General features: G+C 69.8%; 20 protein-coding genes. 10 read left to right on the top strand and 10 right to left on the bottom strand.

Annotated elements, in window-relative coordinates; all coding sequences use genetic code 11:
* Position 1: 1 nt before the first annotated feature.
* The 4 genes from F0U44_RS23770 to F0U44_RS16945 form a co-directional block, all read right to left on the bottom strand.
* On the bottom strand, positions 2-124 hold the full coding sequence (locus F0U44_RS23770; protein WP_281292648.1) for a hypothetical protein: 123 nt from the start codon (positions 122-124) through the stop codon (positions 2-4).
* Between the two features lie 249 nt (positions 125-373).
* Positions 374-1,051, bottom strand: a complete 678-nt coding sequence (locus tag F0U44_RS16955; protein ID WP_149729545.1) for a response regulator — start codon at positions 1,049-1,051, stop codon at positions 374-376.
* Positions 1,048-2,100, bottom strand: coding sequence for a sensor histidine kinase (locus F0U44_RS16950; RefSeq protein ID WP_223163729.1), 1,053 nt, complete (start codon positions 2,098-2,100; stop codon positions 1,048-1,050). The genes F0U44_RS16955 and F0U44_RS16950 overlap by 4 nt, the downstream gene beginning before the upstream one ends.
* Positions 2,101-2,105: 5 nt before the next feature.
* Positions 2,106-2,432 carry a hypothetical protein gene (locus tag F0U44_RS16945; protein WP_149729543.1) on the bottom strand — a complete coding sequence of 109 codons (327 nt, stop codon included), beginning with the start codon at positions 2,430-2,432 and terminating at the stop codon, positions 2,106-2,108.
* 122 nt (positions 2,433-2,554) lie between these two features.
* Here F0U44_RS16945 and F0U44_RS16940 point away from each other — a divergent pair, with 122 nt between their 5' ends.
* The gene (locus F0U44_RS16940; protein WP_306461721.1) at positions 2,555-4,450 is read left to right on the top strand and encodes an APC family permease; all 1,896 of its coding nucleotides are present in this window, start codon (positions 2,555-2,557) and stop codon (positions 4,448-4,450) included.
* 127 nt (positions 4,451-4,577) lie between these two features.
* Here F0U44_RS16940 and F0U44_RS16935 read toward each other — a convergent pair whose 3' ends face one another.
* From F0U44_RS16935 to F0U44_RS16920, 4 genes are read right to left on the bottom strand one after another with little or no spacing between them, the layout of a single operon-like run.
* Positions 4,578-7,550, bottom strand: coding sequence for a bifunctional [glutamine synthetase] adenylyltransferase/[glutamine synthetase]-adenylyl-L-tyrosine phosphorylase (locus tag F0U44_RS16935; RefSeq protein ID WP_149729542.1), 2,973 nt, complete (start codon positions 7,548-7,550; stop codon positions 4,578-4,580).
* Entirely contained in the window at positions 7,547-8,236 is a 690-nt protein-coding gene (locus tag F0U44_RS16930) for a type 1 glutamine amidotransferase (RefSeq protein WP_149729541.1), read from the bottom strand. Before F0U44_RS16930 ends, F0U44_RS16935 begins: the two co-directional genes overlap by 4 nt.
* Before the next feature lie 10 nt (positions 8,237-8,246).
* Complete coding sequence (locus tag F0U44_RS16925) at positions 8,247-9,584, bottom strand: glutamine synthetase family protein (protein WP_149729540.1); 1,338 nt, start codon at positions 9,582-9,584, stop codon at positions 8,247-8,249.
* Between the two features lie 9 nt (positions 9,585-9,593).
* Positions 9,594-11,582 carry an NAD(+) synthase gene (locus tag F0U44_RS16920; RefSeq protein ID WP_149729539.1) on the bottom strand — a complete coding sequence of 663 codons (1,989 nt, stop codon included), beginning with the start codon at positions 11,580-11,582 and terminating at the stop codon, positions 9,594-9,596.
* Between the two features lie 61 nt (positions 11,583-11,643).
* Between F0U44_RS16920 and F0U44_RS16915 the strand changes: the two genes are divergently transcribed.
* From F0U44_RS16915 to F0U44_RS16900, 4 genes are all read left to right on the top strand, one after another.
* Positions 11,644-12,168: a VOC family protein gene (locus tag F0U44_RS16915; protein WP_149729538.1), complete on the top strand. Its 525-nt coding sequence runs from the start codon at positions 11,644-11,646 to the stop codon at positions 12,166-12,168.
* Positions 12,165-12,524, top strand: a complete 360-nt coding sequence (locus F0U44_RS16910) for a YbjQ family protein (protein ID WP_149729537.1) — start codon at positions 12,165-12,167, stop codon at positions 12,522-12,524. Before F0U44_RS16915 ends, F0U44_RS16910 begins: the two co-directional genes overlap by 4 nt.
* 111 nt (positions 12,525-12,635) lie before the next feature.
* Positions 12,636-13,466, top strand: coding sequence for a 3-methyl-2-oxobutanoate hydroxymethyltransferase (gene panB / locus F0U44_RS16905; RefSeq protein ID WP_149729536.1), 831 nt, complete (start codon positions 12,636-12,638; stop codon positions 13,464-13,466).
* Positions 13,467-13,535: 69 nt separating this feature from the next.
* The gene (locus F0U44_RS16900; protein WP_149729535.1) at positions 13,536-14,744 is read left to right on the top strand and encodes a PQQ-dependent sugar dehydrogenase; all 1,209 of its coding nucleotides are present in this window, start codon (positions 13,536-13,538) and stop codon (positions 14,742-14,744) included.
* Positions 14,745-14,801: 57 nt separating this feature from the next.
* On the opposite strand, the gene F0U44_RS16895 is transcribed toward F0U44_RS16900, so the two are convergent.
* Together F0U44_RS16895 and F0U44_RS16890 are read right to left on the bottom strand one after the other, a co-directional pair.
* Positions 14,802-16,826 carry a M3 family metallopeptidase gene (locus tag F0U44_RS16895; RefSeq protein WP_149729534.1) on the bottom strand — a complete coding sequence of 675 codons (2,025 nt, stop codon included), beginning with the start codon at positions 16,824-16,826 and terminating at the stop codon, positions 14,802-14,804.
* Between the two features lie 41 nt (positions 16,827-16,867).
* Positions 16,868-18,040 (bottom strand): hydroxymethylglutaryl-CoA reductase, encoded by a 1,173-nt coding sequence (locus tag F0U44_RS16890; protein WP_149729533.1) that lies wholly within the window; start codon positions 18,038-18,040, stop codon positions 16,868-16,870.
* A 161-nt stretch (positions 18,041-18,201) separates the two neighbouring features.
* On the opposite strand from F0U44_RS16890, the gene F0U44_RS16885 reads away from it, so the two are divergent.
* The 5 genes from F0U44_RS16885 (at position 18,202) to F0U44_RS16865 (ending at position 22,455) form a co-directional block, all read left to right on the top strand.
* Positions 18,202-18,735: a TasA family protein gene (locus F0U44_RS16885; protein WP_149729532.1), complete on the top strand. Its 534-nt coding sequence runs from the start codon at positions 18,202-18,204 to the stop codon at positions 18,733-18,735.
* A gap of 109 nt (positions 18,736-18,844) precedes the next feature.
* Positions 18,845-19,501 carry a signal peptidase I gene (locus F0U44_RS16880; RefSeq protein WP_188113530.1) on the top strand — a complete coding sequence of 219 codons (657 nt, stop codon included), beginning with the start codon at positions 18,845-18,847 and terminating at the stop codon, positions 19,499-19,501.
* Positions 19,502-19,551: 50 nt separating this feature from the next.
* Entirely contained in the window at positions 19,552-21,369 is a 1,818-nt protein-coding gene (locus tag F0U44_RS23765) for an Ig-like domain-containing protein (RefSeq protein WP_149729530.1), read from the top strand.
* Positions 21,369-21,749 carry a hypothetical protein gene (locus F0U44_RS16870; protein ID WP_149729529.1) on the top strand — a complete coding sequence of 127 codons (381 nt, stop codon included), beginning with the start codon at positions 21,369-21,371 and terminating at the stop codon, positions 21,747-21,749. Before F0U44_RS23765 ends, F0U44_RS16870 begins: the two co-directional genes overlap by 1 nt.
* A 1-nt stretch (position 21,750) precedes the next feature.
* Positions 21,751-22,455 (top strand): response regulator transcription factor, encoded by a 705-nt coding sequence (locus tag F0U44_RS16865; RefSeq protein ID WP_246160580.1) that lies wholly within the window; start codon positions 21,751-21,753, stop codon positions 22,453-22,455.

The following is a 22,455-nucleotide window of genomic DNA, read 5'->3' as shown; positions in this document are numbered from 1 at the left end:
GTCAGCAGCACTCGAGCATGCGCTGGGGCGAGACCGGCGCGGCCTCGGCGGGCGCGGCCATGGCCACAGTGGTCGCCAGCGTCGTGACAAGACCCGCGATGGTGAGCTTGAGGGCGTTGCGCATGGGAGTTCCTCTGATCGAAGGGAGCCGACGTTTGCCCGAGAGGTCGCTTCACCTTGTCACATTTAGGCATATTGGCAAGGCAAATCTTGTGCTAGCGTCTGCGCACCGGGACGACAATCGGGCCGAGCGGCCGACTCACGTGCTCCCCCCACGCGTGTCGATCGCCCGGGAGTTACGAACGTTCCGGCCGGGCCCATGACCCGGCGCTCGACCCCTTGCCGTTGGAGCCGGCAAGGGGTCGAACAGCTTTTACGACGGGTCGAAGCGATAGCCCATGCCGGGCTCGGTGCGGAAGTACGCCGGGCGGGCCGGATCGGCTTCGAGCTTGCGGCGCAGCTGGGCCATGTAGAGGCGCAGGTTGCCCTGGGCGGTCTCATAGCCCGGGCCCCAGACCTCCAGGAGGAGCTGCCGGTGGCCCATCAGGCGGCCCGGGTTGCGGAGGAGCACCTCGAGGAGGTGCCACTCGGTCGGGGTGAGCCGGACCTCCTCGCCCCGCACCAGGACCCTGGTGGCAGCGAGGTCGACCGAGACGTCCCCGAAAGCGACCGCCGGCTCCTCCTCGGGCTCACCGGCTCGGCGCAGCATGGCCCGCAACCGGGCGAGCAGCTCATCCATCCCGAAGGGCTTGGTGACGTAGTCGTCGGCTCCGGCGTCCAGGGCGTCGACCTTGTCGGCGCTGTCCGTGCGTCCCGACAGCACGACGATCGGCACCGTCGTCCACCCCCGGAGCCGGGCGATCACTTCCGCCCCGTCCAGGTCGGGCAGGCCCAGATCGAGCACGACGAGGTCAGGCGCCTCGGTCCTCGCCGCCTGCAACGCGCTCTCACCGTCGGCCGCCGTCGTCACCTCGTAACCCCGAGCGGCGAGGTTGATCCGGAGTGCCCGCAGGATCTGCGGCTCGTCGTCGACGACGAGGACGCGGGTCATGCCGCCGCCTCGGCGGGAAGGGTGACGACCATGGTCAGGCCGCCGCCCTCGGTGTCGGTCGGCACGACCGAGCCGCCCATCGCCTCCACCAGGCCGCGAGCCAGGGCGAGGCCGAGGCCCAAGCCGGTGCCGCTGTCGCCGAGGCGTTGGAACGGCTGGAAGACCTGGTCGCGCGCGGCCGCCGGGATACCTGGACCGCGATCGATCACCCGCAGCTCCACCGTGCCTGCCGCGGCGATGACGCGGACGACAGGCGTCTGCCCCTCGGGCGCGAACCGCTGGGCGTTGGCCACCAGGTTGGCGACCGCCCGCTCCAGGAGCACGGCGTCGACGTTGACCTCAGGAAGCCCCTCGGGGACCTCGAGGACCACGCTGCGCGACTCGACACCGAGATGGTCGAGCGCTCGGGCGATCACGTCCTCGACGGCCGTCGGCCGTGGGTGGATCGGGAGCGCACCGGCCTGGAGCCGACTCATGTCCAGCAGGCTGTCGACGAGACCCGCGAGCCGGTCGAGGGCACCGTCAGCGGCTTCCAGCAGCTCCCGCCGATCCGCCTCGCCGAGGTCGACGTCGTCGGAACGCAGGCCCGAGACGACCGCTTTGGCGGCGGCCAGCGGTGACCGCAGGTCGTGGCCGACCGCTGTCAGGATGGCGGCGCGCAGGCGGTCGGCCGCCTCGATCCGGGCGGCCTGAGTCGCCGCTTCGGCACGCCGCTCGGACACACCGACCAGCCAGCTCACCATGATCGCCACCAACGCGAACGCCGCGAGGGCGACCACGTTGCTCGGCTCACCGATCGTGAGCGAGTGGTAGGGCGGGGTGAAGAAGAAGTTGAGGAGACCGATCGAGAGCGCGGAGGCGAGCAGTCCGGGGCCGATGCCTCCGAGCAGCGCGGAGCCCACCACGGCGACCAGGTAGACGGGGACGTCACCCGCGAGATTGATCGAGTCCCGGGCCGGCAACAGGGCAACGGTGGCGGCGCCGGGACCGCCGACGGCGACCGCGTAGCCCCACCCCTGGCGCCGAGCGCTGAGGCTCCCTGACCGCATGTCCGTCATTGTGCCGGGAACCGGGCCCCTCCGAGGACGAGGGCGCAGCCGGCGTACAGCGCGAGACGGACCAGGTCGCCGCCGGTGAAGGTCAGCTGGCCGAGGTCGTTGACGCCGAAGCCGGTGCACAGCGCCCAACCGGTGATCCCCAGAAGGAGGGCCCCGGGACGGCCGACGACGGAGGCGAGTACCCCCGTCACCACCGCCAGCGTCGCGACGAACGCGGAGGTCGGCATGCCGATCGCCACCAACGCCGCCGTGACGATGAACAGGCCGGCGCCGCCCGCACCCACGCGGACCTGGTCGACCTCGAGAAGACTGGACTCAACCACGCCCCCAGCAAACCGCGACGCTGACCCGAAACCGATGGCCCTCACAGGATCCTGACGCGGTCCGGCGTTAGGGAGTCGTTAGGGGCGGCCGAACCGGCACGCGAGACCCCTTTCATGGAGGCGTGAGCACCGAACTGGACGTCCCGACGGGCGACCGCACCGACGAGCACCCGACCGAGAAGCCCCACGCCTGGTGGAAGGTCATGTGCCTGACAGGCGTCGACTACTTCTCCACGCTCGGCTACCAGCCCGGCATCGCTTTCCTGGCTGCCGGACTCCTCAGCCCGATCGCGACACTGATCCTGGTCCTGCTGACGCTCTTCGGTGCGCTGCCCGTCTATCGTCGCGTCGCGGCCGAGAGCCCCCACGGGCAGGGCTCGATCGCGATGCTCGAGCGGCTCCTCCCCTTCTGGCGGGGCAAGCTCTTCGTCCTCGGCCTGCTCGGCTTCGCCCTCACCGACTTCATCATCACGATCACGCTCTCCGCCGCGGACGCGAGCGTCCACATCATCGAGAACCCGCACGTGCCCAGCGTCCTCGACGGGCAGGAGCTCTGGATCACGCTCGGCCTCGTCGCGCTGCTGGGGGGCGTGTTCCTCAAGGGCTTCCGCGAGGCGATCGGCGTGGCCGTCGTACTCGTCATCGCCTACCTGGTGCTCAACGCCGTCGTCATCGCCGTGGCCGGCTTCCACGTGCTCCAGCACGGTCACGTAGTGACCGACTGGACCACCTCCTTGACCGCCGAGCACGGCAACATCGGACTGATGGTCGCGGTGGCCCTCACGCTCTTCCCCAAGCTCGCACTCGGCATGTCGGGGTTCGAGACCGGGGTCGCGGTGATGAGCCACGTCGAGGGCGACCCCGACGACCGCCCGCGGAAACCTGCCGGCCGGATCCGCAACACCCAGCGCCTGCTGACCACTGCGGCCATCATCATGAGCGTCTACCTCATCGCCTCCAGCCTGGTGACGACCCTGCTGATCCCGAAGGCGGAGTTCGAGGACGGCGGCAGCGCCAACGGGCGCGCGCTGGCCTTCCTCGCCCACCAGTACCTCGGCGAGTCCTTCGGCACGGTCTACGACGTCTCGACGATCCTCATCCTCTGGTTCGCCGGCGCATCGGCGATGGCCGGCATGCTCAACCTGATCCCGCGCTACCTCCCCCGCTACGGCATGGCGCCGGAGTGGGCGGGCGCGATCCGGCCCCTCGTCGTCATCCTGACCCTGACGGCGTTCCTCATCACGTGGATCTTCGACGCCGACGTGGACGCCCAGGGCGGTGCCTACGCGACCGGCGTGCTGGTGCTGATGACCTCAGCTGCGGTCGCCGTCACCCTCGCCGCACGCCGTGCCGGACAGCGCAAGCTCACCGTCGCCTTCGCCGCCATCTGCCTGGTGTTCGTCTACACGACGATCGACAACGTCCGCGAACGGCCTGACGGGGTGAAGATCGGCGCCTGCTTCATCGGCGCGATCGTCCTCGTGTCGCTGCTCTCGCGGTTGCTCCGCTCGCTGGAGCTGCGTGCGATCGAGATCGACTACGACGCGCGGTCGGAGTCGTTCATCCGTGACGTCGCTCGGCGCCGCAACATCCGCCTCGTCGCCAACGAGCCCGACGCCCGCGACACCGAGGAGTACGTCGCGAAGATCCGCCAGCTCGTCGACGACCACGACCTGCCCGACGCCGGCGACATCATCTTCGTCGAGGTGACCGTCAAGGACTACTCCGACTTCGAGAGCCGGATCAGGGTGAAGGGCGAGGTCCTGCACGGCGAGTACCGCGTGCTCACCGTCGAGGCCGCGTCGATCCCCAACGCGTTGGCCGCACTGGTGCTCGACATCCGCGACCGGACCGAGGTGCGCCCGCACATCTACTTCGAGTGGACCGAGGGCAACCCGCTGCTGCACCTGGGCCGCTTCCTGCTCTTCGGGGTCGGCGATGTCGCACCCATCACCCGCGAGGTCCTGCGTCGCGCCGAACCCGACCGCGTCAGGCGGCCGCACGTCCACGTGGGCTGAACCGGAGAGAGACGCAGAGGAAAAAAGGCGCCGGGCCGTGACCTCTGGGGGGGTCGGCCACGGCCCGACTTGTCCCATCATTACACACCCGGATGACGAACATGTCATCACCCTCGGAGGTAAACACTCATTCCCAAAAAACTCTGTCGACGACCGCGCGGGCGCGTCGGGTGACCCGCAGGTAGTCGTTCACCATCGCGTCAGACTGGTCCAAGGGATAGCCAAGAATCCCCGCGACAGCCCTCCGCTCCCGCGACGGACGCGGCATCTGGTCGACCGGTTTGCCGCGCGCCAGGGTCGCTGCGTTGCGCACCCGGCTGGCCGTCCGCCAGGCCTCGGTGAGGACGTCGGCGTCGTCGCGTGAGATGAGATCGGCGGCGACCGCGGCGTCGAGCGCCGCCAGGGTCTGCGCCGTGCGCAACCCCGCGACCTCGGCGCCGTGGCGCAGCTGCAGCAACTGCACCGTCCACTCGATGTCCGCGAGCCCGCCCCGCCCGAGCTTGAGGTGCAGGGCAGGATCGGCACCGCGCGGCAGGCGCTCGGTGTCGATGCGCGCCTTGATGCGACGGACCTCGATGACGTCGTCCTGCGACAGTCCCGCCGCGGGGTAGCGGAGCGGGTCGATCAGTGCGGTGAACCGCTCGCGCACACCCAGGTCACCGACCACGGCATCGGCGCGCAGGAGAGCCTGGGCCTCCCACACCTTCGACCACTTCGCGTAGTAGGCGGCGTAGGCGTCGAGGGTGCGCACGAGCGGCCCCTGCTTGCCCTCGGGACGCAGGTCGGCATCGACCACGAGCGGCGGATCGCCACCCGGGAGAGCGAGCGTTCGCCGTACCTCTTCGGCGACGGCCTTGGCGTAGGACCCGGCCTGGTGCGCATCGACGCCCTCGTCGGGGTCGTGGACGAAGAGGACGTCGGCGTCGCTGCCGTAGGACAGCTCGAAGCCGCCGTAGCGACCCATCGCGACGATCGCCATCCGCGTGGGTGCGGCGTCGAGGCCACGTTGCTCCCGCACCGACTCCCCCACTGCGGCGAGGGTCGCTTCGAGCGTGGCGTCCGTGATCCGCGACAACGCGCTGCCGACCTGGTCGACGTCGATGCGTCCGAGGACGTCGCCGGCCGCGGTCTGGAGCAGCTCACGACGGCGTACGGCGCGGATCGCGCGGATGGCGCTGTCGAGCTCGCCCTGCCGAGCACCGGTGGCGAGCATCTCCTCCGTCATCGCCTCGGCGGTCGGGAGCTCGAACTCTTCACCGAGGAGCTTGATCCCGTTGGGCTCGCGCTCGAGCAGGTCGGAGCAGTAGCGCGAGGTGGCGAGCAGGTGAGCGAGCCGCTCGGCGATCTCGCCCTCGTCGCGCAAGGTGGTGAGGAACCACGGGGTCCGGCCGAGCGCTTCGCTGATGCGACGGAACCCGAACAGCCCGGCATCGGGGTCGGCGCCCTCGGCGAACCACTGCAGCATGGCCGGCAGGAGCGCGCGCTGGATGTTGGCGGTCCGGGTCACGCCGGCGGTCAGCGCCTCGAGCGAACGGAGCGCCGCCGCCGGGTCGTCATAGCCGAGCGCGGCGAGCCGGGCGTGTGCTGCTTCGGACGAGAGGCGGACGTCGTCGCCGGGGATCCGCGCGACGGCCGACAGCAGGGGCCGGTAGAACAGCTTCTGGTGCAGCCGGCTGACCTCGCGGCGATGGTGCTGCCAGGTGCGGACCAACCGCTTGTCGGGCTCCTTCATGAAGCCGAGGCTGCGGCCGAGGCGCCGCAGGGCCAGCTCGTCGTCGGGCACCAGATGCGTACGACGGAGCCGGTGGAGCTGGATCCGGTGCTCCATCTGGCGGAGGAACGCGTAGGCGTTGTGCAGCGCCTCGCCGTCCTCGCGTCCGACGTAGCCGGCCTCGGTCAAGGCGGTCAGAGCGCTGAGCGTCGCCTGGGGACGGATCCGCTCGTCGGTCCGACCGTGCACGAGCTGGAGCAGCTGGACGGCGAACTCGACGTCGCGCAGCCCGCCGACACCGAGCTTGAGCTGACGGTCGGCCTCCTTGGCCGGGATGTGCTCGACGACCCGTCGGCGCATCGCCCGGGCGGCATCGACGAAGCCGTCGCGATCGGCGACCGACCACACCATCGGCTGGACCATCGCAACGAACTCCCGTCCCAGCGCCAGGTCGCCGGCGGCCGGGCGCGCCTTGAGCAGGGCCTGGAACTCCCAGGCCGCAGCCCAGCGCTCGTAGTAGCCGCGATGGCCGGACAGGGTGCGGCTCAGCGCTCCGGCCTTGCCCTCGGGACGGAGCGCCGCATCGACGGGCCAGATCGTGCCCTCGGCGGTCTGGACCGAGCACACGTGCATGAGGTGCGAAGCCAGCTTCGCGGCCGTGCGCGCGGCAGCGACGTCGTCGGTGCCATCGACCGCGTCGTGCACGAAGATCACGTCGACGTCGGAGACGTAGTTGAGCTCGTGACCGCCGCACTTGCCCATCGCGATCACGGAGAGTCGGACGGTCGCGGCTTCGTCACCGAGGTGAGCGCGGGCGACCGCGAGCGCCGCGTCGAGGGTGCCCGCCGCCAGGTCAGCGAGCTCCGCGGCGGTGTCGTCGACACTCAGCCCGTGGGCCAGGTCGCGGGCGGCCAGCGGCAGGAGCAGCCGGCGGTAGGTCACCCGCAACGCGTCGGTCGCCTCCGCGTCCGGCAGCGTCGCCACCGGAAACGAGGCGCTCGGGTCGGCGCCCACTGCCTCCATCAGGGCCGCCCGGACCGCCCACGCGGCCGGACGGGTCGTGCCGAGCGTGGGGTCCCGCAGCACCTGCCAGTGGTCGGGGTGCGCGACCAGGTGGTCGGCCAGGGCGGCGCTCGCGCCGAGGACGCAGAGGAGGCGCATCGCCGTACCCTCGTCGGCCGCGAGTGCAGACAGCAGCGCGTCGCGGTCGTCGACGGCGTCGGCGACCCGGATCAGCGCGGCGAGCGCGGCGCTCGGCTCGGCCGAGCGGCCGAGGATGGCGACCAGCTCCAGACCGGCGTCGCCGAGGCTCGCGAGGTCCTCGAGCGCACGATCAGCATCGGCGAAGCCCGACCGCAACAGCTCGCTGCGTAGCGTCGCCCGGTTCATGCGGTGAGAGTAGCGGCGAAGGCCTTCCCCAGATCTCGCCACGAGCGCTCGAGGTCGGCGTCGGCGGCCTCGACCTCGACGAGCCCCGCGTCGGCGCGCGGCCCCGGCTCGTCACTCGCCCACTCCCGCACCATCGCCGGCGTCGCCTCGGGATGCCACTGGATGCCCCACACCGTCGGCGCGAAACGCAGCGCCTGGACCTCACCGTGCTCGGTCGCCGCCAGGAGAACGGCACCCGGGGAAGACTCGAGCACGAGGTCCTGGTTCCACTGGACCGCTTGCCGAGGCGTCGCGAGCCCGGAGACGAGCGCGTCGGTCGCGGCGTCAGCCGTCCACCCCACGTCGAGCACGCCGATCTGGCGTCCCCGCGGGTTGCGGTCGACGGTCCCGCCGAGCGCGACGGCGACGATCTGGTGGCCGAGGCAGATCCCGAGCGTCGGTACGCCGTCGCGGGCCGCCGCACGGACGAGCTCCTTCGTCGGCGCCAACCAGGCGTGCTCGTCGTCGTCGTTGGCCCCCATCTGGCCGCCGAGGACCACGAGGCCGTCATGCCCGGCGAGGTCGTGCGGCAGCACGTCGCCGGCGTAGGGGCGTCGTACGTCCAGAGCGACGCCCGCCTCGGTCAGCCAGCCGCCGAAGCGGGCCGGTGGGCACTCGTCCTCGTGCTGGATGACCAGGACCCTCATGCGGGCGCTCCTAGAGGACGGGCAGCATGCGGTCGCGCTCGAACGCCGAGACCTGTCCGCGGTATTCGTCCCACTCCGCGCGCTTGTTGCGCAGGAAGTAGTCGAAGACCTGCTCGCCCAGGGTCTCGGCGAGCAGCTCGGAGCGCTCGGCGATCTCGATGGCCTCGTTGAGGTTCTTGGGCAGCGGCGCGATCCCCAGGCTGCGACGCTCGCGCTCGCTCAGCGCCCAGACGTCGTCCTCGGCCTCGCGGGGCAGGTCGTAGCCCTCCTCGATGCCCTTCAGACCGGCGGCGAGCACTGCTGCGAAGGCGAGGTAGGGGTTGCACGCGGCGTCGATGGTGCGCAGCTCGACGCGGGTCGACTGGCCCTTGAGCGGCTTGTACATCGGCACCCGGATCATCGCCGAGCGGTTGTTGTGGCCCCAGCAGACGTAGGACGGCGCCTCACCGCCGAACATCATCCGCTTGTAGGAGTTGACCCACTGGTTGGTGACGACGCTGATCTCGGGGGCGTGGTGGAGCACGCCGGCGATGAACTGACGGCCGATCTTCGACAGCTGGTATTCGGCGCCGGCCTCGTAGAAGGCGTTCTGGTCACCCTCGAAGAGCGAGACGTGCGTGTGCATGCCCGAGCCGGGCTGCTCGGTGAAGGGCTTGGGCATGAAGGTCGCCCAGATGCCCTGCGTGAGCGCGACCTCACGGATGACCGTGCGGAAGGTCATGATGTTGTCGGCGGTCGAGAGCGCATCGGCGTAACGGAGGTCGATCTCCTGCTGACCGGGACCGCCCTCGTGGTGGCTGAACTCCACCGAGATGCCCATGGCCTCGAGCATCGTGATCGCCTCACGACGGAAGTCCGAGCCGTCGGAGTGGGCGGCGTGGTCGAAGTAGCCGCTGCGGTCGATCGGGACCGGCTCGACGCCCGGCCGCGGCTCGTCCTTGAAGAGGTAGAACTCGATCTCGGGGTGGGTGTAGAAGGAAAAGCCCTTCTCCCCCGCCTTGCCGAGCGCCCGCTTGAGCACGTTGCGCGGATCCGCGTAGGAGGCCGAGCCGTCGGGCATCACGATGTCGCAGAACATCCGCGCGGTGGCCGGCCCCTCACCCCGCCAGGGCAGGATCTGGAAGGTCGCCGGGTCGGGCTTGGCGAGCATGTCGGACTCGTAGACGCGAGCGAATCCCTCGATCGCCGAGCCGTCGAAACCGATGCCCTCGGCGAAGGCACCCTCGAGCTCGGCAGGCGCGACCGCCACCGACTTGAGAGACCCGAGCACGTCGGTGAACCACAGCCGGACGAACCGGACGTCACGCTCCTCGAGAGCGCGGAGAACGAAGTCTTCCTGCTTGCCCATGAGTGAAGCCTAGGGGGTGGGGACGTTCGCCTCGATCTCGGCCAGCCACGCCGCCGCGCTGGCGTCCGACGGCATCCGCCAGTCGCCCCGCGGTGACATGGTGCCGCCGTTGCTGACCTTCGGACCGTTGGGCAGCGCGGAGCGCTTGAACTGGCTGGCGAAGAACCGCTTCACGAAGACGACCAGCCACTTCCGGATCGTCGCCAGATCGTGGTCGTCCTTCCAGGCGTGCCAGGCGAGGAAGGCGATCTTGCTCGGCCGGTGACCGTGGCGCAGCACGTGGAAGAGCGTGAAGTCCTGGAGCGCGTAGGGCCCGACCGTGTCCTCGGTCGCCTGGGGCTTCTCGCCCGGCCGCGTCGGGATCAGCTCCGGGGTGATCTCCTGCGCCAGGATCTCGTCGAGGACGTCGTTGGCCTCCGGTGCGAAGTCCGCGTGGGTCGCGACCCAGCGGATCAAGTGCTGGATGAGCGTCTTCGGCACGCCCGCGTTGACGTTGTAGTGCGACATCTGGTCGCCGACGCCGTAGGTGCACCAGCCGAGGGCGAGTTCGGACAGGTCGCCGGTGCCGAGGACGATGCCGCCGCGGTGGTTGGCCAGGCGGAACAGGTAGTCGGTGCGGAGCCCGGCCTGCACGTTCTCAAACGTGACGTCGTAGGTCTCCTCCCCGTCGCTGTAAGGGTGGTCGAGGTCCTTGAGGAGCTGCTCGGCCGCCGGTTTGATGTCGATCTCCTCGAAAGTGCAGCCCAGCGCCGTCGCCAACCGGGTGGCGTAGGACTTCGTGGTCGCACCGGTCGCGAAGCCCGGCATGGTGATCGCGTGGATGTCGCTGCGCGGCCGGCCGAGGCGGTCCATGGCCTTGGCGGCGACGATGAGGGCGTGGGTGGAGTCGAGACCACCGCTGACCCCGATGACGACCTTCGGCTGACCGATGGCAGCGAGCCGCTGCTCGAGGCCGGACACCTGGATGTTGTAGGCCTCGTAGCAGTCGAGCGCCAGCCGCTCCGGGTCGTCGGGGACGAACGGATAGCGGTCGACCTTGCGCCGCAGGCCGATGTCGCCGGTCGGCGGGGTCAGCTCGAACCGGATCGTACGGAACTCCGCGCCGCCGAGACCGCGCCGGTTGTCGTCGTGACTCCCCTGCCGCAACCGCTCCTGGCGGAGCCGGTCGAGGTCGACGTCGACCACCGTCGCCCGCGGGCCGTCAGGGAACCGCTCGGTCTCCCCCAGCAGGTCGCCGCACTCGTAGACCATCGTCTGGCCGTCCCACGACAGGTCGGTGGTCGACTCTCCCTGGCCCGCCGCCGTGTAGAGGTAGGCGGCGTTGCAGCGCGCGCTGGCCGACTGCACCAGCAGGCGGCGACCCTCCGACCGGCCGACCGTCACCGGGCTGGCGCTGAGGTTGGCCAGCACCGTGGCACCGGCGAGCGCGGCTCGCGCGCTCGGCGGGACCGGCACCCACATGTCCTCGCAGATCTCGACGTGGAGGCGGAGGCCGCGCAGGTCGGAGGCGCTGAAGATCAGGTCGGGACCGAAGGGGACGTCCTGTCCGGCGAGCTCGATCGAGGCACCGGCGAGGTCGTCCCCCGGCGCGAACCAACGTCGCTCGTAGAACTCGCGGTAGTTCGGCAAGGAGGACTTCGGTGCGACACCCAGCACGCGCCCGCGGTGGATGACGACCGCGCAGTTGTAGATCCGGTTGACGTGCTCGAGCGGAGCCCCGACCACGATCACCGGCAGGAGGTCCGCCGACGCCGCGACCAGCTCCTCGATCGCTGTGCGGACCGAGCTGAGCAGGACGTCTTGCAGGAAGAGGTCATCGACGGCGTAGCCGCTCATCCCCAGCTCGGGGAAGACCGCCACTGCGACACCCTGCTCGTGCAGCGCACGGACCTGCTCGAGCGTGCGCGCGGCGTTGGCTGCCGGGTCGGCGAGCGCGACCGGGACGGTGCACGCCGCGACGCGAGCGAAGCCCTGCGCGTAGGCCGAGTAGAAGTCCACGAGTGAAGTCTAGGGACGTAGGCGCCGATGACTACGCCGCAGCGGTCCGGTCCACCCCTTCATGACCTCTTTGACGACCGGCGGGTCCAGCATCTCGCCCTGCCTCTGGTTCGACGACCAGCTCGAGGACGCGGCCCATTTCTACACCGGGATCTTCCCCAACTCCTCGATCGGCCACCTGGCTCGCTACAACGAGGCGGGCCACGGTGAGGCAGGAACGGTGATGGCCGGCGAGTTCACCCTCGACGGCGTCCGGTTCCGCGGGATCAACGGCGGGCCGGCCCACTTCGGCTTCACCGAGGCGATCTCGTTCACGATCACCTGCCGCGACCAGTCCGAGGTCGACTACTACTGGGACGCACTCACCGACGGCGGCGAGGAGTCGCTGTGCGGGTGGCTCAAGGACCGCTACGGCCTCTCGTGGCAGGTGGTGCCGACCCGGCTCTACGAGCTGACGTCGGATCCCGATCCCGCTCGCGCCCTGGCCGCCACCCGCGCCATGCTCGGCATGCGCCGGATCGTCGTGGCCGAGCTCGAGGCAGCGGCCGACGCCGCGCACGGGTCGGGGCTAGATTCACCGCCATGATCATCGTGACCACGAACGACGTCCCCGGGGCGACCATCGTCAGCACGCTCGGCGAGTGCTTCGGGCTCACCGTGCGCTCGCGCAACATCGGCTCCAACATCGGTGCGGGCTTCAAGTCCCTCGCCGGCGGCGAGCTGAAGGGCATCACCCAGCTCCTCATCGACTGTCGGCGCGAGGCCCTCGGCCGACTGGCCGCCGAGGCCCAGGCTCGCGGCGGCAACGCGGTCGTCGCCTTCCGCTTCGAGACGACCGAATACGGCGGCACGTCGGTCGAGGTCTGCGCCTACGGCACGGCCGTCCTGCTCGACCCTGCCCCACCGGCCCTGCCGACCCCGCCTGCCCCGCCCACCCCGTGACCCAAGACACAGCGCCGGCCGGGCAGGTCCCGGGCTAGCGTTGGCGTTGTTCCTGACAGTCCGTGGACCCGCAGCAGGCGGGCCGCGAGATACCCCGAACGGAGCTCATCGATGAGCGAGGAGACGACGGCGCCGTACGGCCCGACGATCAAGCGCATCCGCACCCACCACCTGCGCGAGATGAAGGAGCGCGGCGAGCGCTTCTCCATGCTGACGTCCTACGACATGCTCACGGCGCAGGTCTTCGACGAGGCCGGGGTCGAGGTCCTCCTGGTGGGCGACAGTGCGTCCAACAACGTCCTCGGCAACGCGACGTCGCTGCCCATCACGGTCGACGAGCTGATCCCGCTCACCCGGGCGGTGAGCGGTGCGGTCGACCGCGCGATGGTCGTGGGCGACCTGCCCTTCGGCTCCTACCAGGCGTCGCCGGAGCAGGCCTACCTCACCGCGGTGCGGTTCATGAAGGAGGGCGGCGCTCACGCGGTCAAGCTCGAGGGCGGGGTCGAGATGGCCCCGCAGATCGACCGGATGGTCAAGGGCGGCATCCCCGTCATGGCCCACATCGGCTTCACCCCGCAGTCCGAGCACACCCTCGGCGGCTACCGCGTCCAGGGCCGCGGCGATGCGGCCGAGCGGGTGCTGCGCGACGCCGAGGCGGTCCAGGAGGCCGGCGCGTTCGCCGTCGTCATGGAGATGGTGCCCGGCGACGTCGCTGCGGAGATCACCCGCAAGCTGCAGATCTCCACGATCGGCATCGGCGCCGGCAACCAGTGCGACGGACAGGTGCTGGTCTGGCAGGACGCCTTCGGGCTGCGGACGGGGCGGATGCCCCGCTTCGTCAAGCAGTACGCCGACCTCCGGTCTGTCCTCCTCGATGCTGCTCGTTCCTACGACTCCGAGGTGAAGTCGGGCGCCTTCCCGGGGCCCGAGCACACCTTCTAGGCAGATCCGGCCACGAGTCGGGACGTTCGGTCCTCGCGACGGCTGGTGCGCCGTCGTAGGTTGGACGCCATGCGCAAGCTCGGTGCCCCCGTCGCCCTCCTCGCCCTCGCCCTCACGACCGCCTCGGTCCTTCCTGCCACGGCGTCGCCGTCGCAGCCGAGGGACGCTTCGGCATCAGCCGTCAAACACGATCCCGATGCGCGGCGCGCCGAACCACCTCGGTTGCGGGTCAAGACGATCGCGAGCGGGCTGGACGTCCCGTGGGACGTGCGATCGATCGGTGACGGGCAGCTGCTCTTCACCCAGCGCGACTCCGCAACGCTGACGCTGATCGACCAGGATGCTGTCCTGCACGACGTGCAGTTCCCGAGCAACAAGGTGTGGGTCTCGGGCGAGACCGGCCTGCTGGGTCTCGCGATCGACCCCGACTTCGCGACCAACCACCGGATCTACACATGCCAGGGCTGGAAGCTGCCTGAGGGCAAGAAGGACATCCGGGTCATCGCGTGGCAGCTCAACGAGTCGCTGACGGCCGCCACCCAGCCCGACCTCCTCATCAAGGGCATCCAGACCGTGACCGGACGGCACGGCGGGTGCCGCCTCCTCATCGACCAGGCCGGATCGCTGCACGTCGGCACCGGAGACGCCGCGGTCACCAAGAACCCGCAGAGCCTGCGCTCGCTCAACGGCAAGACGCTGCGCCTCGACCCTGAGACCGGTCAGCCGTGGCCGACCAACCCGTGGGTGCACGCCGACAACCGGAAGAAGCGGTTCATCTTCACCTACGGGCACCGCAACGTGCAGGGCCTCGCCCAGCGCGCCGACGGCAGCCTGTGGTCCGTCGAGCACGGCACCTACCGCGACGACGAGATCAACCTGCTCGGCCGCGGTCGCAACTTCGGGTGGCAGCCGGGTCCCAACTACGACGAGTCCCCGCCGATGACCGACTTCTCGCTCCCGGGCAAGCAGTGGGCCGCGCGGTGGAGCTCGGGCAACCCGACCATCGCGACCTCCGGCGCCGACTTCGTCGCCGGCAACGGCTGGGGCGCCTACTCCGGCACGATGGCCGTCGGCTGCCTGGGCGGAGAGCGGCTGATGTTCGTGAAGTTCGACGACACCGGTCACCTGGTCCGCACCTGGGCACCGCAGCGGATGAAGGACTTCGGCCGCATCCGCGGCGTCACCGCCTACCGCGGCGGCCTGCTCGTCACGACCTCCAACGGCGGTGGGGGCGACTCCGGGGTCGACAAAATCCTGTTCGTCCGACCCCGGGCCTGAGCCCGAGTCGGTGGGCTCAGGGTGACCGATAGACCACTCTCAGCCCACCAACTCGTCTCAGACCAGCCCGCGGCGCTCCAGCAGCGGGTCGATCGGCGCGGGACGGCCGCGCCACTCCTCGTAGGAGGCCAGGGGGTCCTTGGTGCCGCCAATGCCGATGACGTACGTGCGATAGAGGTCGCCGTTGGTGCGGGTGAGGCCGCCGCTGGCCTTGAACCAGGCGACCGTGTCGGCGTCGAGGACCTCGCTCCAGATGTAGGAGTAGTAGGCCGAGGCGTAGCCCGAGCTCATGCTGTGCGCGAAGTACGGCGTCGAGTAGCGAGTCGGCACAGCGGAATTGTCGAGCCCGACCGCTGCCAGTGCCTCGGCCTCGAAGCGAAGGACGTCGTCGATGGAGGTCGGCACCTGGTCGGGGCCGAGCTCGTGCCAGGCGAGGTCGAGGAGCGCGGCGGCTAGGTACTCGCTCGTGCCGAAGCCCTCGTTGAACGTCGAGGACGCCTCGATCCGCTCGACGACCTCGGCCGGGATCGGCTCACCGGTCTCGTGGTGGACTGCGTAGTTGGCGAGCACCTCCGGCCAGAGCATCCACATCTCGTTGACCTGTGACGGGTATTCGACGAAGTCGCGGAAGACCGCGGTGCCGGCGAAGCGCGGGTAGGTCGCGCGGGCGAGCAGCCCGTGCAGCGCGTGCCCGAACTCGTGGAAGAGGGTGCGCGTCTCGTCGTAGGTCAGCAGCGTCGCCTCGCCCGGGGCCGGCTTCGGCACGTTGAGGTTGTTGAAGACGACCGCGGTCTCGTTGCCGAGCAGGTCGGAGCGGTTGACGAAGCTGCTCATCCAGGCACCGCCGCGCTTCGAGTCGCGCGTGTAGAGGTCGAGCAGGTAGAGGCCGACAGGCGTGCCGTCCTCCTCCTTCACCTCGAAGACCCGGACCTCGGGGTGGTATCCCGCGAGGTCGGAGCGCTCGGCGAAGGTGAGGCCGTAGAGCTTGTTGGCAGCGAAGAACACGCCGTCCTGGAGCACCCGCTCGGCCTCGAACCAGGGCCGCAGCGCGGCCAGGTCGACGGAGTAGTCGGCGGCCCGGACCTGCTCGGCGTAGAACGGCCAGTCGTGGGCCTCGACCGGGAAGCCGGCCTTCGCCGACAGTGCCTCCTGCTCCTGGCGGGCGTTGCGCGCCGCGGGCGGTGCGAGCCGGCCGAGCATCTCGCGCACGGCAGCCGGGGTGCCGGCCGTGTTGTCGGTGGTGACCAGCTCGGCGTGGTTGGCGAAGCCGAGCAGCTGTGCCTTCTCGGCCCGGAGACGCAGCACGTCGAGAACCGTCTGGCGGGTGTCGTGGGCTCCGCCTCTGCTCCCCCGGCTGCGCTGCGCCTCGGAGAGCCGCCGCCGCACGTCACGGTCGGTCAGCGCGGCCAGGTGGGGGTGGGCGGTCGGCAGCACCAGCGTCAGCAGCCACTTGCCCTCGAGTCCGCGCGAGGCCGCGGCGGCAGCCGCGGCTGAGACCTCGCCCGGCGTCAGACCGGCCAGATCGGCCTCGTCGTCGATGACCAGCGCGAGGTCGTTGGTGTCAGACTGGAGGGTGATCTCGAAGGCGGCCTCCTGGGCTGACAGCTGCTCGTTGAGCTTGCGCAGCCGCGCCTTGTCGTCCTCGCCCAGAGCGGCACCGGCGAGGGTGAACTCCACGACGTAGCGCTCCACCAGGTAGCGCGCCTCGGGGTCGAGCGCTTCGCGCTGCTCGTGCACCGCGAGGAGTCGCTCGTAGAGGACGGGGTCGAGTGCGATCGCGTCCGTGTGGGCAGCGAGCTTGGGCGCGTAGGACGCCCGCAACTCGTCGATCGTCGGGTTGGTGTCGGCGCTGGCCTTGTTGCCGAACAGCCGCAGCACCCGAGCGAGCGGCTCCCCACTGCGCTCCAGCGGCACCAGCGTGTTGTCGAAGGTCGCCGGAGCCGGGTCAGCCGTGATCGCAGCCACCGCTGCCAGCTGCGCGGCCATGCCTTCGTCGAGCGCGGGCGCGAAGTCGTCGTCGGTGAAGTCGGCGAACCGCGGCAGCTGGTAGGGCAGGTCGCTGGCGTTGAGCAGGGGGTGCATGGCGTCCACCTTATGCAGTGGGTCCAGCCCTTGACGGGCGGTCAGGGGCGGTTGCGACCCAGGTCGTCATGGGCCTGCACCCACTCCTCCGCGACGACCGCGGACCCGAGCGACAGCTCGCCGGCGAGCACCGTCGCAGCGATGATCTCCGCCAGCTTGTAGACCTTGCCGGTGCCGTAGCAACCCATGATCTCGAGGCACTCCCGCTGGGTCGCCAGGCCGGTGCCGCCGCCATAGGTCGCGATGATCAGGGACGGAAGGGTGACCGACGCGTAGAGGTCGCCGTTGGGCAACAGCTCGGTGAAGCCATACATCGCCGAGCTCTCCGCGACGTTGGCAACGTCTTGGCCGGTCGCGATGAAGATCGCGGTGATGCCGTTGGCCGAGTGGTTGCCGTTGTTGTTGGTGACCGACATGATCGAGCCGAGCTGGCCGCGGAGCCGCGCCGCCCAGAGCTTGTCGGTGGAGACGTTCATGTGCTCCTGCACGAGCGCGGCCGGGAGGGTGATCTCGGCGACCACGCGCTTGCCGCGCGTGTGGAGCATGTTGACGATCGACGTCTTCTTGTCGGTCGCGAACTGGCCCTCGAGCAGGAAGTGCAGCTCGCCGGGGTAGTTCTGCTTGATCCAGGCGCACGCCGCGAAGGTGGCCTTGCCGGTCATGTTTTGCCCGGCGGCGTCGCCCGTCGAGTAGTTGAACCGCGTGTAGAGCAGCTTGGAGACCGAGAACTTCTGGATGTCGAGCAGCTTGCCTGAGCTCGTGGTCGTCTCGGCCGCTGCCGCGATCGGCTCGAAGTTGTCGTCGAGCCACGAGGAGAACGCCCGCGCTTGCCGCGCGTTGTCGAAGCTGAAGACGGGCGCGCGCTGCATCCGGTCGTCGATCACGGTCGCCGTGATGCCACCGGCCGCGCGGCACAGCTTCATCCCACGGCTGTACGACGCCACGAGGGTGCCCTCCGTCGTGGCGAGCGGCACCAGGAACTCCCCCTGAGCGTGCTCGCCGTTGACGAGGAGCGGTCCGGCCAGGCCCATCGGCACCTGCGCGACGCCGGTGAAGTTCTCGATGTTGCCCGGCAGCACGGCCGGGTCCAGGGAGTAGTTCGCCACGTGCTCCAGAGCGGAATCGGTGCGGTCGCGCACCAGCTCCTGGCGGGCCTTGATCGCGGCGGCTCCGTAGTCGTCCTCGCGGTCGCGCGGGATCTTCAGGTCAGACATGGTGAGGAGGATGTCATGCCTGGTTCCAGAGTGTGTCCCAGCTGAGTCATTCGTGTTGCCTGCCTGTGGATCTGGTCTCCGTAGCGTTCTGGTCATCGGGAAAACCACCTGAACTTGACCGCAGCGGAACGGCTGCAAACCACAACCAAGGAGACAGAACGATGCAGTCCAAGACCCGCAAGATCCTCGTCCCGCTCGCCACCCTCGTCGCCGCCGGCGCCGTCGCGGTCGGTTCTGGTGCGACCTTCACCAGCACCACGGGCAACACCATCAGCGCCGTCACCGCCGGCACGCTGACCCACTCGAACTCCAAGGCCGACCAGGCGATCTTCAACCTGACGAACATGAAGCCGGGCGACACCCTCAACGGCACGCTCTCGCTGACCAACACCGGTTCGCTCGCCGCCACCTTCGGCCTGACCGAGGTCTCCTCGAGCAACGGCTTCACCGGCTCGAACCTGACCCTCGACATCATCGACGTCACCGCCAACACCACGGTCTACACCGGCACCTTCGGCGGTCTCGCCGACGGCGTGAAGCAGGACCTCGGCACCTGGGCCGCCGGCGCCACCCACAACTTCAAGTTCGTGGTCAAGCTCGACCAGTCCACCCCCAACGCCGACCAGGGCAAGACGGCCAACGCGGTCTACAGCTGGTCCTCGGTGCAGACGGACGGCTCGACCTACAACCAGTGATCTCGACGGCGAGGCGCTCACCTGGGGGGAGCGCCTCGCCGCGAGGCATTTCTGATCCACCTGCACGACCCGCACAACCCGCACGACCCGCCAGCGACAGGAGCCCATCGTGAGCAAGAACCCGCACCGCCGCCGTACCAGCGCTCCGCGCCGGGTCGCCGGCTGGACGCTCACCACCGCGATCGTCCTCGTCACGCTCTTCTGCACGGCCTGGATCGCGCCCAGCCTCTTCGGGTTCAGCCGCTACGTCATCACCGGCGGATCGATGACCGGCACGATCGACAAGGGCTCGGTCGTCTTCGAGAAGCCCACCTCGGTCGAGGACCTCGAGGTCGGCGACATCATCACCTACCTGCCCCCGGCCGACGCCGGCAACGAGTCGCTGGTGACCCACCGCATCATCAAGATGGAGCCCGCCGAGGGCGGCGGGGTCCTCTTCACCACGAAGGGCGACGCCAACCCGAAGCCCGACCCGTGGCACTTCAAGCTCGTCGACGAGAAGCAGGCCGTCGTCCAGTACAGCGTCCCGCACGTCGGCTGGGTCTTCATCGCCCTGGCCGACCGCACCACCCGGATGCTCATCATCGGCATCCCCGCCTCGCTCATCGGTCTCCAGGCCCTCAGCCAGCTCTTCGGCGCCCTGCGCCGCAGCGAGAAGGACGATGCCGAGATCACCGCCGACGCCGGCGAGGGCACCTCCGAGGAGATCGACCCGACTGTTACCGACCTGTTGGAGTCGGACCGGCTCGCTGTTGCCGACGCGTGACCTGACGCTCCCTAGCGTTTGAGACAACAGAACTACCAAGGAGAAAAGACATGCCGAGCCGCCCGCTGACTCTGATGGCCATCACGGCCGTCGTCGGGGTTGCGGGCTTCGGCATGCCCTCCTTCTCGAGCGCCAGCTTCAACGCCACGACCGGCAATGCGTCGAGCACCGTCTCCGCTGCCAACGACTGGACGCCCCCGACCGTCTCGGTCAACGACCCCGGCACCGTCGTCAAGGACACCGTCACGATCACCGCGACGGCCGCCGACACCCGCTCGGGCATCAACAACGTCGTGATCCAGTACTTCGCCCCCGGCGCAGCCGGCTGGACGACGATCTGCACGGCCACGACCGCGCCGTACTCCTGCTCCTGGAACACCAAGTCCGGTGTCGACGGCAGCTACAGCCTGCGCGCGATCGCGACCGACAACGTCGGCTACATGACCTTCTCCGACGAGGTCTCGACGCAGGTCGCCAACAACCTCCTCGTCGTGCTCAGCGACCCGGGCGACATCGTCAAGGGCAGCGTCAACCTCACGACCACCATCTACAACGCGGGCCTCAGCGTCCCGATCGTCAAGGTCGAGTACGCCGTCACCGGCACCACGACCTGGAAGAACCTCTGCACCACGTTGGTCATCGCCCCCTACACCTGTGTGTGGAACACCGCGGGCGCCGCCTTCACGCAGGGCGAGTCCTACGACCTGCGCGCCACGGCCACGATCGGTACGACGAACACCACCTCGGCCGTCGTGACCGACGTGCTGATCGACAACGTCGCACCGACCGTGACGATGACCGACCCCGGCACTCCGCTGCGCGGCACGGCGACTTTCGCGGCCACCGCGACCGACGCCGACGCCGGTATCGCCCAAGTGCAGCTGCAGTACCAGAGGTCGGGCACCTCCACCTGGACCACCTTCTGCACGCCGACCGCCGAGCCCTACAGCTGCCGCTACAACACCACGCAGCTGGCCGACGGCACCTACGCCTTCCGAGCGGTCGCCACCGACGCCATCGGCAACGCGACCACCTCGGCCACCGTGACCAACCGGGTCATCGACAACACCGTCGCGTCCGTCTCGATGGAGGACCCGGGTGCCTACCTCAGCGGCACCGTGACGCTCACCTCGACCGCCTCATCCACCGCCGGCATCGCGTCGGTCCGGATCGAGCGGGCCGTCAACGGCACCAGCACCTGGACCACCGTCTGCACCGACACTTCCTCGCCGTACACCTGCTCGTGGGACACCACGGCGGTCGCCGACGGTCTCTACGACCTGCGGGCCGTCATGACCGACAGCCGCGGGGCGACCACCACCTCCACGATCGTCAGCGCCCGCCGGGTCGACAACAGCCCGCTCAAGGCCTACGACGTGCAGGCCACCAACGGGGCATCGGCCGGCAAGCTCGCTGCGACCGACACGCTCAAGCTCACCTACTCCGAGCAGATCAACCTCACGACCGTCCTCGCCGGCTGGAACGGCAGCTCCACCTCGGTCGTGGTCCGCCTCCGCGACTCCATCGCGGCCGGCTCGAGCGGCAACAACGACACCGTCGACATCCTCAAGGCCGTCAACGGCACCGTGATCCCGCTCGGGACGATCAACCTCAAGGGCAACTTCATCAAGAACAACAAGACCGCGCAGTTCAACGCGACCATGGTCGCCACGAACACGACGGTCAACGGCAACACCGCGACCCTCATCACCCTCACCCTCGGCACCCTCGCCAACGGCAGCGGACTCCGCGCCGGCGCGGCCGCCAACATGGTGTGGACCCCGTCCGCCTCCGTCACCGACCTCACCGGCCGGGCCTGCTCCACGACGCCGGTCACCGAGCTCGGCGCGCTGGACAAGGACTTCTGATGAGGAAGGCAACGGCCCTGCTCACGGGCGCGCTCGCGGCCCTGCTCACCTTCGAGCTGGCCAGTGCCAGCCAGGTGGCGGGCTACGGCGTCGCACTCGTCGGCAGTGTCGCCCTAGGCACCGTGCTCGCCGCCGTCCGTTTGTGGGGGGCGGCGGCGTGCACGGCTGACATGCGGATGGCGACCGGCCTGCTGGCCGGGCTGACCCTCTGCGGGCAGGTGCTGACGAGCACGTTCGGAGGGCCCGGCCTCGCTCCAGCGCACTGGACCGCGACCGCCGTGGCTGTAGTCGTCATGTCGCTGACAGTGCTCGTCCTCGTGGGGTTCACCGGGGCCGCGCCGCAGCGCACCCAGCGGTCGGAGCATCCGTATGCTCTCTGAGGTGACCCCCACTCTCCTGCTGGTCGAGGACGACGACGGCATCGCCACTCCCCTGGTCAGGACCCTCGAGCGCGAGGGTTACGCCGTGGAGCGGGTCGCAACCGGAGGCGACGCACTCACGCGCGCGGCGGGTCAGGGGATCGATCTGGTCGTCCTCGACCTCGGCCTCCCCGACATGGACGGCCTCGACGTCTGCCGCCGGCTGCGGGCCGACGGCTACGAAGCCGGCATCATGATCCTCACCGCGCGCGGCGGCGAGCTCGACCGGGTGGTCGGTCTCGACGTCGGCGCCGACGACTACCTCGGCAAGCCGTTCGCACTCGCTGAGCTCCTGGCCCGCACCCGCGCCTTGCTCCGCCGCTCGGCCCGCGCCGCCACCAACGGCGACGCGCCGACCGAAGCGGCTACGCCCGAGACGGGCGGCGGCCTCCGCGTCGACGTCCAGGGCCGGCGCGTCTGGGTCGACGACACCGAGGTCGCGCTCACCTCCAAGGAGTTCGACCTCCTCGCCCTGCTCCACTCCGAGCGCGACACCGTCCTGACCCGCGAACGCCTGATGGATGAGGTGTGGGACGAGAACTGGTTCGGTTCGACCAAGACGCTCGACGTCACGATGGGTCGCCTGCGCCAGAAGCTCGAGGACAACAGCGCACCGGTCTCGATCGTGACCGTCCGCGGCGTCGGCTTCCGTCTCGAAGCAGGCTGA

This window comes from Nocardioides humilatus (assembly GCF_008373755.1).
GTDB classification, from domain to species: Bacteria; Actinomycetota; Actinomycetes; order Propionibacteriales; family Nocardioidaceae; genus Nocardioides; species Nocardioides humilatus.
The sequence above is the reverse complement of the archived record's forward strand: the minus strand, read 5'-3'. Positions and strand labels throughout refer to the sequence as shown.